The organism is Arthrobacter sp. SIMBA_036 (assembly GCF_046535135.1).
Classification (GTDB): domain Bacteria; phylum Actinomycetota; class Actinomycetes; order Actinomycetales; family Micrococcaceae; genus Arthrobacter.
Map to the genome: position 1 here is coordinate 1 of NZ_JAWRXG010000003.1, position 12,784 is coordinate 12,784.

The window sequence follows — 12,784 nt, forward strand, 5'->3', positions numbered from 1 at the left end:
CCCTCGGCGGTGAATTCGTGCCGGGTTCGGCCCTTGCTGTCGGTCACCGCGCACAGGTCATCGTGGACCGGAGGGCCAGCCTTCTTGGATTTGCCGCGTTTCTTCCCAAAGACCGACCACCAGCCGTTGTCCGCACAGATCCGCCACGCGGTCCGCTCAGACATCGGCTCACCCGAGGTGCGGGCTTCATCGACCAGGAATCGGTACCCGAACTCGGGGTCGTCCCGGTGGGCATCGAACAAAGCATTGGCCCGGTGGGCCTGTTCGTACTCGGCGTCGGTAACCGGGGTGGCCAGCCAGCGGTAGTAGGGCTGGCGGGCGATCTTCAGCACCCGGCACGTCACCGTGACGGGAATACCGTCAGCGGCTAGGTCTTGGACGAGCGGGTAGCTCATTTTCCCGGCAGATGAGCCTGGGAGAAATATGCCGCTGCCCGGCGCAGAACCTCAACTTCCTGCTCCAACGTCCTGATCCGCCGCTTCGCGGCCGCGAGTTCCGCGGCTTGCTCACCCGTGATCCCCGGACGGTTCCCCGCCTCAACCTCGGCCTTCTCCATCCACCCGTACAACGTCGTGAAATGGACCCCGAAATCCTTCGCGATCTGGGCCAGCTCAACCCCGGGCTCGCGATTCAACGCGACCCGGACAACATCATCCCGGAATTCCTTCGGGTACGGCTTGGTCATAGTAGACATCCTTCCAGCCCAGTCCCGTTGACTAGGCACAACAGATGTCACCTATCCGTGCAGCAGACCCGTTGAATCAGCACTGCGGGGACGGATGAAGGCTCCACACCTAGCATTCGCTCCTGATCATCGCCCTTCCCATGGGACCGGAAGCACTGTAGCCCTTTTCGCTCCCACGGCTTATTGCCGATATTCGAGACGATGACAGGCGGGACTTCAGCCTAGGGCAGGGACCGAGGAACGGTAACGGCGTCCTCATTCTCGTCCGGGAGAGCCGTCGGCGCCGCTGGAACCAGTTTCAGTCCGATAACGCAGGCAACGATTCCCGCGAGGAAGAATATGCGCAGAATGGTGGGCGTCTCGTTGCCGATGATCATGGCCCATGTGACGGTGAGGGCAGCGCCGGTGCCCGTCCACACTGCGTAGGCCGTGCTCATCGGTATTTTCTTGGCTGCATACCCTAATCCGAGCATGCTGAAAACTAGACCCAATATGAAAACGGTTGTTGGCAATGGTGCCGTGAAACCTTCGCTTTGTCCAAGGGCCGTTGCCCACACGGCTTCGAGTACAGCGCTGGCAAGAATCACAATCCAGTGCATTTAGCTGACCGCCTTCAGACCAATGACGCATCCAATCAGGGCTGTCAGGAGCGCGGTGCGTGCCACGGAAAGTCGCTCCTGCTTTCGCAGGACAGCAAGCACAGCGGTCAGGACTGCGCCGATACCCACCCAGACGGCGTAGGAAGTGCCTGTGGGAAGCTCGGTCATCGCGTAGGCCAGGCCAGCCATGCTGATGCCCATGGAAGCGATGAAGATGAACGTCGGGATTTTCCGCTTGAAGCCGTTGGATGCTCCAAGTGCTGTCGCCCAGACTGCTTCGAGCACGCCGGAGAGGATTAGTACAAGCCACGCCATTGTTTGTCCTTGCTGTGGTGAACTTTGGGAGGCGCGAAGCTCTTGGTATTGCGCGCCAGGAACTCCATTATGCACTATCAGGGCAGTGGAGTGCACTAGCAGTTTAGTCCTTGGATGTCGTCTTGTTTGGATCGGTGCTGCTCCCGCGCCACGTTGTTGCTACGTTGTGCCATCCATGAGTGGCCCAAGGATGTTCAGCGCCCGAACCAATTTAAGGTCGCTGACTGCTCCGTACCCGATGACCAGACCGTTCATGGGTGCACGGTCGGCGTAGTACGAGGCCAAAGGAATTACGCGGACTCCCAACTTCAGCGCATTCGCTGCCAGGTCCGCCGAATCGGGTCGTTCGAAACGGATGACTGCGTGCAATCCGCCATCGAGCGCTGCTAGATCAAGGTCACCCCGGGAACCCAGGCGATCTATGAGCAGGGAGCGCCGGTGGGAGTACTCCCTGCGGGCACGGGTGATGTGCCTGGAGAGTCCACCGCCGTTAATGTAGTGGGCAAGGGCTGATTGCAGTATTCCTGCCACCGGGGTGTCGAGGGCTTCGCGGGCTGCTTTGAGCCGCCGCCCGGCATCCCCCCGGACTGCCAGGTAACCGCAGCGCAGCGAAGGGCTCAGGTTCTTCGAGAAAGTTCCCACCAGCACCACCTCGGCGGTGCTGGGAAGGGAAGCGACAGCGGGAAGAGGCATTCGGGCGTGCCGGAATTCGCTGTCGTAGTCATCTTCCAGGATTAGAACACCGTGCTGGCCGGCCCATTTCAGCAGCCCCAGCCTTTCCCGAACGGCCATCCTGCCACCCAGTGGGTATTGGTGGCTGGGAGTCACCAGCACTGCATCCGGAATGTCCTTTAGTGCCGCCAGTTGTGAACTTTTGAGACCGTCTTCATCCACGGGGACCGTTACGAGTTGAGCTCCGGCTGCTGTCAGAACACGGCGCGCCGTGGGGTAGCCAGGATCCTCAACAAGAACGTGCGGATGGTCGCGCTTTCCTCGGAGCATAGCTACAACCAAATGCAGGGCATCACTGGTGCCCGCGGTGATGATGATGTTCTGGGGGTCGACCGAGAGCCCCCGGGATACGGCCAGGTGCCGGGCGACCGCATCCCTGAGTGCCCATGTTCCCAGTGCCGGCGGGAGCTGAGTGTTTCCCTCCTCTGACAAGGCGGCCTTCCAGGCGCCTCGCCATTCTCGGTCCTTGAAGGGCGCCCCGGATGGCCTGCCTGGAGTCAGATCAATAACGTCTTGGTTTGTCGAGCTGCTGCATGGTTTTATCTCCTGGCGGGGGAGTGTTTGAAGGTCCGGGCGCACCGCCACTTTCGTCCCGCCTGCTCCGTTGCTTTCCAGGAACCCTTCTCCGGACAATTGCTCGAACGCGCGCACCACAACACCTCGAGATATGCCCAAGTCCGTGGCGAGCCGGCGGGTTGCGGGAAGAGTGTGCTCTGGCCCAAGTAGTCCGGTCAGGATTGCGTCGCGCAGTTGACTGGCCACTTGAGCACTCAGCGAGACTGGGCTCTGCCTGTTCAGTGCGATAGGTAATTCGGCTTCACTCATTGGACCTCCGAAATCTGTGTTTCTTGGACCTAGTGTAGGTCCAAGCGATTTGGAAGCATGAACATGTAGCCATCTCCGCTCCGCTGAGGGGACCCGCAAACCAAATGAAAGCAGGAATTCCTTGTTCACCGGCCTTAGTGCATTTCCTCTGTCACCCATGAACGGCGAAAACGTCGACCTTGACGCCGTTGCCAAGCTGGTCAACCGCGCGGCCCAGGCCGGAGTGGACTCCCTGGGTGTACTTGGCTCAACGGGCAACTACGCCTACCTGGCGCGCGACGAACGCAGGGCCGTCCTGGAGACGGCAGTGGGTGCGGCCGACGGCGTTCCGGTTCTCGCCGGCGTCGGGGCACTTCGAACCCGGGACGTGCTTGTGCTGGCAGAGGATGCCCATATCGCCGGCGTCTCGGCCTTGCTGCTTGCCCCAGTGTCCTACCAGCGCCTGACCGAAGCGGAAGTCTTTGGCCTGTACGAAGACGTTGCCGCCGAATCATCCCTTCCCATCGTCGTTTACGACAACCCCGGCACCACCGGCTTCACATTCACTGATGACCTGCACGGCCGTATCGCCCGGATCCCCGGAATCGCGTCAATCAAGATTCCGCCGCCCGGCGCGGACGTGATGGCTAGCCGGCTGGAAAAGCTTCGCTCCGGCCTGCCGGAAGGAACGTCGGTGGGCATCAGCGGGGACTGGGTGGCGGCCGAAGCCCTGCTTGCCGGTAGTGACCTCTGGTATTCGGTCATCGCAGGGGTGCTTCCGCATCAGGCCAGGATCATCGCCGATCATGCCTTGGGTGGGCGCCGAGACCTGGCGCTTGAAGCATCCGCCGAGCTGGAACCGTTGTGGTCGCTTTTCCGCACCTATGGCAGCCTCCGTGTCACTGCGGCCCTCGCCGAGGATCTCGGTTTGATTCCGTCAGGGGCGCTGCCGCGTCCACTGCAGGGGCTGGACAGCGAAGGCCGAAGCAAGCTGGGTGAGGCTATCAGCGCCGTAGGGTTGGAGGCCTGACCCATGCCGGTTTCTCCACGGAGAGTCGTAAGCCCTCCCGACGGCAGCATACAGCTTGACCAGGTTTCGGAGAGGCCCACTACTCGAGGAGGGCTTGCCCGTTATGTCCTGGCCGCCACGCTGGCCCGGAGCGCCGACGGGGGTGCCGTCGTCGCAATCGTCCTGCTCGTGACAACCAGCGGAGCCCCTGGCTGGCTTGCCGGTATGCTCGGTGCCTGCATCACCGCTCCGCATCTCTTCGGTCCCCTCATCGCCAGGCGTCTGGACACGGCTCGTGACGGCCGCACGGTGATCGCCATGGCATGCGTGGCACACGGTGTGACGCTGGCGGCCGCCGTTCTTCTGTATTCGGTCACGTGGCCGATCATCCCTGCCTTGCTGCTCATAGCTTCCGGGCTGGTTGGTCCCCTCTTAACAGGCGGTATCAGCAGCCGCTTGGCCGCGATTGCCGGAGGTGACAGGAGCAGTCAGCGTCGTGCGCAGGGGTGGGATGTTGCCACGTATGGCATCGGAGGCACGATCGGGCCGTCGTTGGTTGCGGCCGTCTCCGCGTGGGCGGATCCTGCAGTGGCAGCCTTGATCCTTGCCGGATCGACCTTCGCCGCGGCCACAATAGTCAGGCTTTTGCCGTATTCGCCTCCTGCGGCCGCCCCCTCGGAGATCCCCCGCCCGAGCAAGACTTTGCTGATGATGGTCTCGAACGGCCCGCTGCGCCGTACGCTCTACCTGACCGTCGTCGTCGCCCTGTCGGTGGCGGCACTGCCAATCACTGCGGTTGCATCGACAGGTGAACTGCGTGTGGAACCTGCTGCAGCGGGTATTCTGACGGCAGCTTACGGGCTTGGCGGCGTTATGGGTTCTGCCGGCGTGATGATCCGCCCCATGCGAACCGACGCGGACCCTTTGATGACTTGGCTGGGAGCAGCCGTGGGGGCTGCCCTGTGCGGGGCCGCCGTCGCTGGGGTGTTTCCTGTAGCTGTTGCGGCATACTTCCTGGCCGGTACCCTCAACTCTTACTTCTTTGCAGCTACCTTGGCAGCCCGTAGTGAATACGCGCCAGCAGCGGTGCGCGGTCAGGTGTTCGTTTGGATTGGAGCCTTGAAAATCACTGCGGGCTCCGCTGGCACAGCCTTGGCAGGGGGCATCGTTGAGCTGGCAATCCAGCTGCCGTTGTTCCTCGCAGCCGGACTGATAGCTGTTGCCTCGGCGGCATCGGTCCTTGACCGTCATCGCGAGCACAGGAGCCCGCCGAAATTCACCATGTAGCACCAGGACAGGGGAGCACTCCCAGCCCGCCAAACGGCCCACAACAGTTGCTGCGGCAGTTTGGCGGGCTCTTCGGTGTGTGGGCCACTCCGCGCGGGCTACCAGGCAGGTTAGGAGAGCTGGGTGAGGCTTGTCAGCCCAGCTCGCCTGAGCATATTTTCCAGCGCCCAATACGAAGAGGCGGGGGAAATATTCCTTGATCCGTCACCGGTCTGTGTGCCCACCAGCATGACATGGGTACCGACGTAGAGGACGTTGGGCCGATGGTGATGTGCTCAGGTTCAGCCATGAGTGCTTTCATGCACGCGAATGGGGTCCTGCCTGATGTCCGGCAGGGTGAAGGTAATGACGACAAAGCCTGGGACGGGGCCTTATCAAGTGCCCGTCCCAGACTCGTACGTGCAGCGATATTTACTGCCCGGGGAACGTCTTATCCAGGGCGTTGAGGATGTCATCCACGAGGTCTTCGGAGTCCTCGAGGCCGATCGACAGGCGCATGTGGCCGTACTTGTGGAACGACGCCGGGTAGTTTTCCGAGCCTCCGCGTGCGTCCGGGCCAACATGGACGATCAGAGATTCATCATGGCCAAGGGACACTGCAGAAGTAATGACCTGCAGGTTGTTGACGAATCGGTTCTGGGTGTCGGAGTCACCGTCGACGGCGAAGGCGAGGACACCCCCATAGCCACGACCGCCGAATTGCTTGGCGGCGGTTTCGTGCTGCGGATGGGATGCAAGGCCCGGGTAGAGGACGTAGGCGACCCGTGGGTCTGATTCCAGGACTGCGGCTACTTTCTCGGCGCTCGAGAAGTGCTGCTTGAGTCGCAACGGCAGTGTGACGGAACCACGCATGATCATCCAAGCGTTGAAGGGCGAGATCACACCGCCCACCTCGACAACGGCTTCGTGCTTGATGTGCTGGATGAGCTCGCGGCGTCCGGCGACCACCCCGCCCATGGCGTCGCCATGGCCGTTAATGTACTTGGTCAGCGAGTGGACGACCAGATCGGCCCCGTCATCGAGGGCCCGGTAGAACGGGGCCGGCGTGAAGGTGGCATCGATGCTGAACAAGACACCCGCATCCTTGGCAATCCGCGAGAGTGCTGCAACGTTGGCGACCTTGGTGGTCGGATTGGCGATCGTTTCGGCGTGGATGAGTTTCGTGTTGGGGCGCACAGCGGCCTGGACAGCTTCAAGGTCTGCCACGTCCACGAAGGTGACTTCGATGCCGTATTTCTCGGGGAGGAGCTCACCGAATAGGCGGTAGACGGCTTCGTAGGTGACATTGGAAACCACGACGTGGTCGCCGACCTTGAGGAGGCTGAAGAAGATTCCGTGCAGTGCCGCCACACCTGTGGCGAAGACGGCGGCGGCTTCGGCGCCCTCCATGGCTGCGAGCTTCGTTTCGAGCGCCACCGAGTTCGCCCCGGAAGTCCTGTTATAGACCAATCCGTCGTCTACACTCGACCAGTCCATGTCGGAGGGGTCCTCGGGCAGCAGGTAGGAGTTGGCCATGATCAGCGGGGTGCGGAGGGCTCCGGTGCCCTTGTCGATGTTGTTTCCACCATGGACCGCCCAAGTGTAGTCATGGACGGAGTCACGAATGTGCTTATCTGGGTTTCGCTTCATTGCTGGTGTTTCCTTTCGGATGGGTGTCATCGTCAGCTGCCAATGGTTTGAGGCGCCGGGCGATGACAGTAAAGGGGTTGGGTTGTTGACACGTCGAGGGCCAGGACCGCCGACTGAACCTTGAAAAAGGCGCTGATCTTCTCTAGCCGTTCAAGGTCAGGGATCTGGAGCCTCAGGAGCACCGTGTGGTCGTTGTCCATGAGGTCAGCCGTGGTGATTTCCGGGATGGATTCCATGCTGCGTTGCAGGTCGTGCCCGGTGCGTCCGGACACCTGCACGATTCTGATGATGGCCGATATGGGTCTCGTGGCCGGATCGGGATAGTTGCGGATGATCGTGTACCCGGCGATGTGCCCGTCCCGCTCGAGCCTGAAGATCCGTTCAGAGCACTGGCTTTCAGTCAGGCCGGTACGCAGGGCGATGGTTGCGCTCGGCAGCCTGCCTTCGTCCTGGAGAATGTCCAGGATCTTCAGGTCCGTGGGGTCCAACGCAGGTAGGTTCACAGCGTCCGCGCTCGGATTACTGTCCTGGCTGGTGGCCGTCGGACTGAACCAGTTGCTGAGCGGCGACGACTTGCGGTCCAAGCAGGAGCAGGTGCTCTGTGAGGTCCTTGCCGGCGGCAAGCAGAGCTTCGGTGGTCATCGGTTCGAGGGCATCGAGAATGAACAACGCAGAGGTCGTGTCGTCGCGCAGTTGCGTGCGGCGGCCTTGGCGCCAGTTCCAGCGGCGGCAGGTGACACCACCGTCGTCGCACCAGACAACTTCACCTGCGTCCGGGTATTCGACGATTGGTTCCCCGCTGGCCACAGTGTCGAAGGGTTCATGGCCCGTTGCACGGATCAGCCGGGGTGCTCCGCGGTAGCTGGCGAGGTCCTCGCCGCCGAGCGGAATCTGGTGCAGCACTGAGATTGCCTTGTAAAGGTCGGTGAGCCTGTTGACCCGGGGGAGTCCTGCATCCGCGCGGCGGACCAGGGCTTCGAGGCTGTTGCGGGTGCGGTTGGGCTTGGCTCCGAAAGACTGATAAGCCGCCCGCCACGCAGCAACGTGCGGGAGGTGTTCGACTTTCTGCTGGTTCAGTGCGGCCCGGGCAGCAGCTTCGGCCTGTTCCAGTAAGGCGTTGCCGGCTTCATCGCTGGGTTCCGGGACAAGCCCGTCGACGGCAATCAGCAGACCCCGGTAGTCCGGTCGAAGCTCGAAGACGTCGGGAGCGACGTGTGCTTCGTTGAGGAGTTCCTGAAGAGTTTGGCTGTTATGCATTGCCGGTCTCCCGATGCCCTGACCCGACGCCGCGCTCAAACACGGCGAGGGAAAACCGTGCTGCCTTGGTGCTGTCGTTCGCGTACGAATGGGCTATGTCACCAGGGAAGGTGACCGAGTCGCCAACTTCCAGAATTACTGTCTGTTCCCCCGCGACAACCCTGACCGTTCCGTGTTGAACCTGCAACAGCTCTTTCGTGCCGGGCGTATGCGCCTCGCTGGTGTGCTGGTCGCCGGGGCCGAGCGTCCAATCCCATAGTTCAACTACTTCCGGCGGTTCGGTTCCGGCGACGAGAACGCCGCGTCCGCCTGAATCGCTGCTCCACAGCACGGCGCCTTCGCCCTTGCGGGTCACTTTCACGGCTTTTGGTTCGGGGGACTGGACCAGATCCGGGAGCCCGACTCCGAGGGCGTCACTGATCCGCAACAGCGTGCCGACGCTGGGGTTCATCGTCGCCTGTTCCACGTTGACGAGCATGCGTCGGCTTACACCGGCTGCTTCGGCGAGTTGGTCCAGGGTCCATCGGCGTGCTTGACGCTCCTGCTTGACCCTTACCCCGATGGCCGAGGCCAGGGTTGCGATGTTTTCATCCATGAATGCAGCATACTGCACTTCCAGTGCATTTTTCAAGGCAGTTTTTCGAATACAGTGCATGAAACGCATGAGCCGCCACTGCGATGTCGCGGTGGCGGCTCACTTTCGTCCGTCCAATCAGGTGAAGCAGGTCATGCAGCGTCCGGGAGGACGGCCAGCACCTCGATCTCCACGAGGACACCGGGCGCTAATTCGGCCCCAACGGTCACCCGGGGCGGGTACGGTTCGGGTACATGCCGGCCGTAAGCGGCATCGAACTCGTCAAAGTCCTGATCAGTGGAGAGATAAACGCGGCTGATCAGCACGTCGGACCAGCCGGCAGCGGCGTGGGCCAGAATCGTGCCAATCTGGGCAAGAACCTGCGACACCTGCTCGGTGACGCTGCCCCGGAGAATGCCGCCCGTTTGAGGGTCGATGGGGATCTGACCGGAGACTTGAAGGAAACGGCCGATCTGTTTGGCCTGGCTGTAGGAGCCGACCGGCGCCGGGGCGTTGGGTGCTTCGATGACGCGGTTGACGGACATGTTCGTCTTTCCCTTGCTTGGTGGTGGCCAGTTCGTGTGGCGCGCCCTACGGAACGGGGAGTGGTTCTTTCACCGGCTCCGGCCGAAGTCGGGAGTGGCGGATGGAGTAGGTGAAGTAGAACGCCGTGGCCAGCAGGAGCCATGCGACGAACGCGATCAACGTGACCGGCCGAAGATCCTTGATGATCCACAGACACCCTAAGATGGCGAGAATCGGTACGACCGGGTACAGCGGGACCTTGAACGGAGCGGGCTGGTCCGGGTACTGGGCACGTAGGATGATGACGGCCAGGGCCACCACGATGAACGCGACCAAAGTGCCGATGCTCGTCATTTCGGCAAGGAAGCTGATAGGGAGCAAGCCTGCGAGCACAGCGACCGCAGAACCGGTGATGAACGTGCCGGCCATGGGCGTCCGGGTGCGGGCGTTGACGCGGGAGAACACTGGCGGTACGAGCCCGTCGGTGCTCATCGCAAAAAAGATGCGGGTCTGGCCATACAGCACAACCAAGGTCACGCTGAAAATTGAGACGATGGCCGCCAAGGCCAGTACGGTGCCGGGCCAGCTGGCGTTTGTGACGGTCTGCAGGATCGCCGCCAACCCGGCTTCCTGCCCTTCAAAGGCTCGGGTTTCTTGGGCTCCGATGGCCACTACGGCGACTGCGATATACAGCGCCGTGACGACACCAAGGGTGATAAGGATTGCCAGGGGCATGGTACGGGACGGGTTCTTTGCTTCGTTGCCTGCAGTGGAGACCGCGTCCAGCCCGATGTAGGAGAAAAAGATGATGCCGGCAGCCCCGGTGATGCCGGCTATGCCCATCGGTGCGAAGTTGGAGAAGTGGTCCTGGTTCCACCCCGTCACCCCAATCACTATGAACATGACCAGCACGGCCAACTTGATCATCACCATCACTGCGTTGGCCTTTGCGGACTCTCTCACTCCGCGCACCAGCAGCAGCGTGCACATGGCAACCAAGGCGATCGCAGGCAGGTTCACAACGCCGCCGGCTTCGGGTGCACTGGACAAAGCCTCGGGGATGCGGACTCCAAATACATTCTCCAGAGCCTGGTTAAGGTACTCGGACCAACCAACGGCAACAGCTGCCCCAGAGACGCCGTATTCCAGCAGGAGGCAGGCGCCGACGGCGAGGGCCGGGAATTCGCCTAGTGTCGCGTAGGCGTAGGAATAGGACGAGCCGGATGCGGGGATGGCGCTGGCCATCTCTGCGTAGCAGAGGGCAGTGAGTCCGGCCACGACGGCGGCGATCACGAAGGACCAGATTACAGCCGGGCCGGCAACGGGGACGGCTTGGGAGAAGACGATGAAGATACCGGTTCCCACGGTGGCGCCGATGCCCAGCATGGACAGCTGGAATGTGCCCATGCTCCGGTTCAGCGCCGGCTGCTCCGTGGATTGCTGTGTTCCTGGTGTCGTTCTGCGAAAGAGAACGTGGCTAAGTGAAGACATCTGAAAGTTCCTAGCGTTATGGCCTGACCAGAGGTCAAGCGGCCTGCCTCCACGGCGTCCGTGGCGCAAGGCAGGACGGTCACGGGAAGGAGAGACTCCTGCTCATGACCGGAGATCGGCAAAGACAAGTTATGAAACGGGGGGACCAAATTGGCGCTGTAGCACCCCGCCGGGGTTCGTCACGCAGCGCGCCAGATGGGGCGTACGGCTGTGACCTGTGTCAATGATAGATACGATTATGCACCGCACCAATGGCATATATGCCAATCAATGATTAAGGTAACCCTTATGGATCCGTATCAGCTCAGCGTCTTGCGTGAACTCGGTGATCATGGCAGTGTGGCCGCTACAGCCCGCGCCCTTGGGGTTAGTCCGTCCGCAGTTTCGCAATCCCTCGGCGCCCTTCAGCGCAAATTCAAGGCACCGTTGACCCAGAAGCGTGGACGCTCCGTGGAGCTCACGGACGCGGGGCAGGCTCTCGCTGTCGCAGCCATCGCCGTCTCGGAAGCGATCACCCGGGCGGAGGCAACCGTGGATGAGTTCGTTGGCGGCATCGACAGGACGGTGCACGTCAGTGCCTTCCATAGCGCCGCCATGACGTTCTTTCCGGATATAGCGGCATTGGAAAATACGGAAGGATTCCCAGTGGTTGAATGCGTCGATGAAGATGTGGACCGCCTGTCGTTTCCGGCCTTGACGGCCAGCTATGACATTGTGATTGGGCACAGGATGAGCCACACACCTCCGTGGCCCCGGGACAGGCTCGCAGTGCTCTCACTGTTGCGCGAACCCATGGACGTGGCCATGCACTCGTCCCACGATCTGGCCATGAAGAAGACGCTCAAGCCCTCAGACCTTGTAGGGACAACCTGGATTTCCACTCACACAGGGTTTTCGCCGGCTGACATGCTGGACGCCGTAGCCGCGGCGGCGGGGCATCCGATGCGGGTGGTGCACCGGATCAATGACTTCAGCACTGCCGCTGCCATGGTCTCCGAAGGCGGTCATCTGGCGTTACTGCCCCGGCATACGGTTCGGATTCCAGCTTCCCAGGACGTTGTTCTGCGGCCTCTCCAGGGTCTGGAAACGGTTCGCCATGTGGACATGCTGATCAGGCCCGAGAGGGTCGTCCACAGAGCAGTAGCAGTCGTCATCGATGCTCTGCGGGAGATCGCCCAATCACATGTTGAACCCCCTTCAGTCAGGAGCCCCAGTGCCGAAGAGTCCGCATCATGAGATAGATGCGCATATTCTGGCCGAGCTTCGGCGCAATGCCCGCATCAGCTTGGCCCAGCTGGGGGAAAAGGTACTGCTGTCCCGTAACGCGGTCCGGCAGCGAATCGAGCGGTTGGAGCGGGACGGCGACATCAGCGGCTACACCATCAAGGAATCAGCACGAGACGGGATCCCCACCGTCAATGCCGTGCTGCTGATTCAGCGACATGACCGTATGCGGGGCAGTGATGTCATTGCGGGTTTGCGTGCCATCCCGGAAATCATCACCTGCGATGTGGTCAGCGGCGAGCTTGATCTCATCGTCAGAGTGGAGGCGCCGGACGCCGCCAGGATCCAAGAGATCTGGAGTCAGGTCTCGGAGCTTCCTGGAGTCCGTGACATCACCACCGCAGTGTCCCTTCGACCGCGATTGACAGGCAGGTGCCCCGCTGAGGGTCTTCCCCTTCAGAGGTTTAAAGAATCCGGCGTTGCGGAAACGAGTATGTCCGCAACGCCGGATTTGCTTGGGGCGGGTCAGGGCAGGAAGAGGCGACCACGCTTTCGGCGGCGCCGGGGCGGAAGTGCAGGTCCAGGAAGAAGCTCAGTGCCAATCATCACTTGCTGTCCTGTCCGTCCGCTCCGACGAGCTTGATGCCCTGATG

14 protein-coding genes and 1 pseudogene are annotated in these 12,784 nt (G+C 61.7%); 4 read left to right on the forward strand and 11 right to left on the reverse strand.

What is annotated here, in order from left to right; genetic code table 11:
- The 5 genes and pseudogenes from SB659_RS04950 to SB659_RS04970 form a co-directional block, all read right to left on the reverse strand.
- Positions 1–395 (reverse strand): annotated as a pseudogene (locus tag SB659_RS04950) (hypothetical protein); the annotation flags it as partial.
- Positions 392–685 (reverse strand): transposase, encoded by a 294-nt coding sequence (locus SB659_RS04955; RefSeq protein ID WP_410549683.1) that lies wholly within the window; start codon positions 683–685, stop codon positions 392–394. The pseudogene SB659_RS04950 and the gene SB659_RS04955, both read right to left, overlap by 4 nt.
- Before the next feature lie 221 nt (positions 686–906).
- Positions 907–1,284, reverse strand: coding sequence for a DMT family transporter (locus SB659_RS04960; RefSeq protein WP_284980379.1), 378 nt, complete (start codon positions 1,282–1,284; stop codon positions 907–909).
- A complete protein-coding gene (locus SB659_RS04965; protein WP_284980380.1) occupies positions 1,285–1,599 on the reverse strand; it encodes a DMT family transporter in 315 nt (104 codons plus the stop codon).
- A 159-nt stretch (positions 1,600–1,758) separates the two neighbouring features.
- Positions 1,759–3,093, reverse strand: a complete 1,335-nt coding sequence (locus SB659_RS04970; RefSeq protein ID WP_410549684.1) for a PLP-dependent aminotransferase family protein — start codon at positions 3,091–3,093, stop codon at positions 1,759–1,761.
- Positions 3,094–3,277: 184 nt separating this feature from the next.
- On the opposite strand from SB659_RS04970, the gene SB659_RS04975 reads away from it, so the two are divergent.
- Positions 3,278–4,165, forward strand: coding sequence for a dihydrodipicolinate synthase family protein (locus tag SB659_RS04975; protein ID WP_284980382.1), 888 nt, complete (start codon positions 3,278–3,280; stop codon positions 4,163–4,165).
- Between the two features lie 3 nt (positions 4,166–4,168).
- Positions 4,169–5,431 (forward strand): MFS transporter, encoded by a 1,263-nt coding sequence (locus tag SB659_RS04980; RefSeq protein WP_284980383.1) that lies wholly within the window; start codon positions 4,169–4,171, stop codon positions 5,429–5,431.
- Between the two features lie 411 nt (positions 5,432–5,842).
- Here SB659_RS04980 and SB659_RS04985 read toward each other — a convergent pair whose 3' ends face one another.
- The 6 genes from SB659_RS04985 to SB659_RS05010 form a co-directional block, all read right to left on the reverse strand.
- Complete coding sequence (locus tag SB659_RS04985) at positions 5,843–7,060, reverse strand: trans-sulfuration enzyme family protein (RefSeq protein ID WP_410549685.1); 1,218 nt, start codon at positions 7,058–7,060, stop codon at positions 5,843–5,845.
- Between the two features lie 32 nt (positions 7,061–7,092).
- Positions 7,093–7,563 carry an Lrp/AsnC family transcriptional regulator gene (locus SB659_RS04990; protein ID WP_410549686.1) on the reverse strand — a complete coding sequence of 157 codons (471 nt, stop codon included), beginning with the start codon at positions 7,561–7,563 and terminating at the stop codon, positions 7,093–7,095.
- Between the two features lie 16 nt (positions 7,564–7,579).
- Positions 7,580–8,317 (reverse strand): B3/4 domain-containing protein, encoded by a 738-nt coding sequence (locus SB659_RS04995; RefSeq protein ID WP_410549687.1) that lies wholly within the window; start codon positions 8,315–8,317, stop codon positions 7,580–7,582.
- Positions 8,310–8,912 carry a helix-turn-helix domain-containing protein gene (locus SB659_RS05000; RefSeq protein WP_410549688.1) on the reverse strand — a complete coding sequence of 201 codons (603 nt, stop codon included), beginning with the start codon at positions 8,910–8,912 and terminating at the stop codon, positions 8,310–8,312. The genes SB659_RS04995 and SB659_RS05000 overlap by 8 nt, the downstream gene beginning before the upstream one ends.
- A 131-nt stretch (positions 8,913–9,043) precedes the next feature.
- On the reverse strand, positions 9,044–9,436 hold the full coding sequence (locus SB659_RS05005; protein ID WP_284980388.1) for a Rid family hydrolase: 393 nt from the start codon (positions 9,434–9,436) through the stop codon (positions 9,044–9,046).
- 46 nt (positions 9,437–9,482) lie between these two features.
- On the reverse strand, positions 9,483–10,823 hold the full coding sequence (locus SB659_RS05010; protein WP_410549689.1) for an amino acid permease: 1,341 nt from the start codon (positions 10,821–10,823) through the stop codon (positions 9,483–9,485).
- A gap of 372 nt (positions 10,824–11,195) precedes the next feature.
- Between SB659_RS05010 and SB659_RS05015 the strand changes: the two genes are divergently transcribed.
- Together SB659_RS05015 and SB659_RS05020 are read left to right on the forward strand one after the other, a co-directional pair.
- Positions 11,196–12,143 carry a LysR family transcriptional regulator gene (locus tag SB659_RS05015; protein ID WP_410549690.1) on the forward strand — a complete coding sequence of 316 codons (948 nt, stop codon included), beginning with the start codon at positions 11,196–11,198 and terminating at the stop codon, positions 12,141–12,143.
- Positions 12,121–12,774 (forward strand): Lrp/AsnC family transcriptional regulator, encoded by a 654-nt coding sequence (locus SB659_RS05020; RefSeq protein WP_410549691.1) that lies wholly within the window; start codon positions 12,121–12,123, stop codon positions 12,772–12,774. Before SB659_RS05015 ends, SB659_RS05020 begins: the two co-directional genes overlap by 23 nt.
- Positions 12,775–12,784 lie beyond the last annotated feature (10 nt).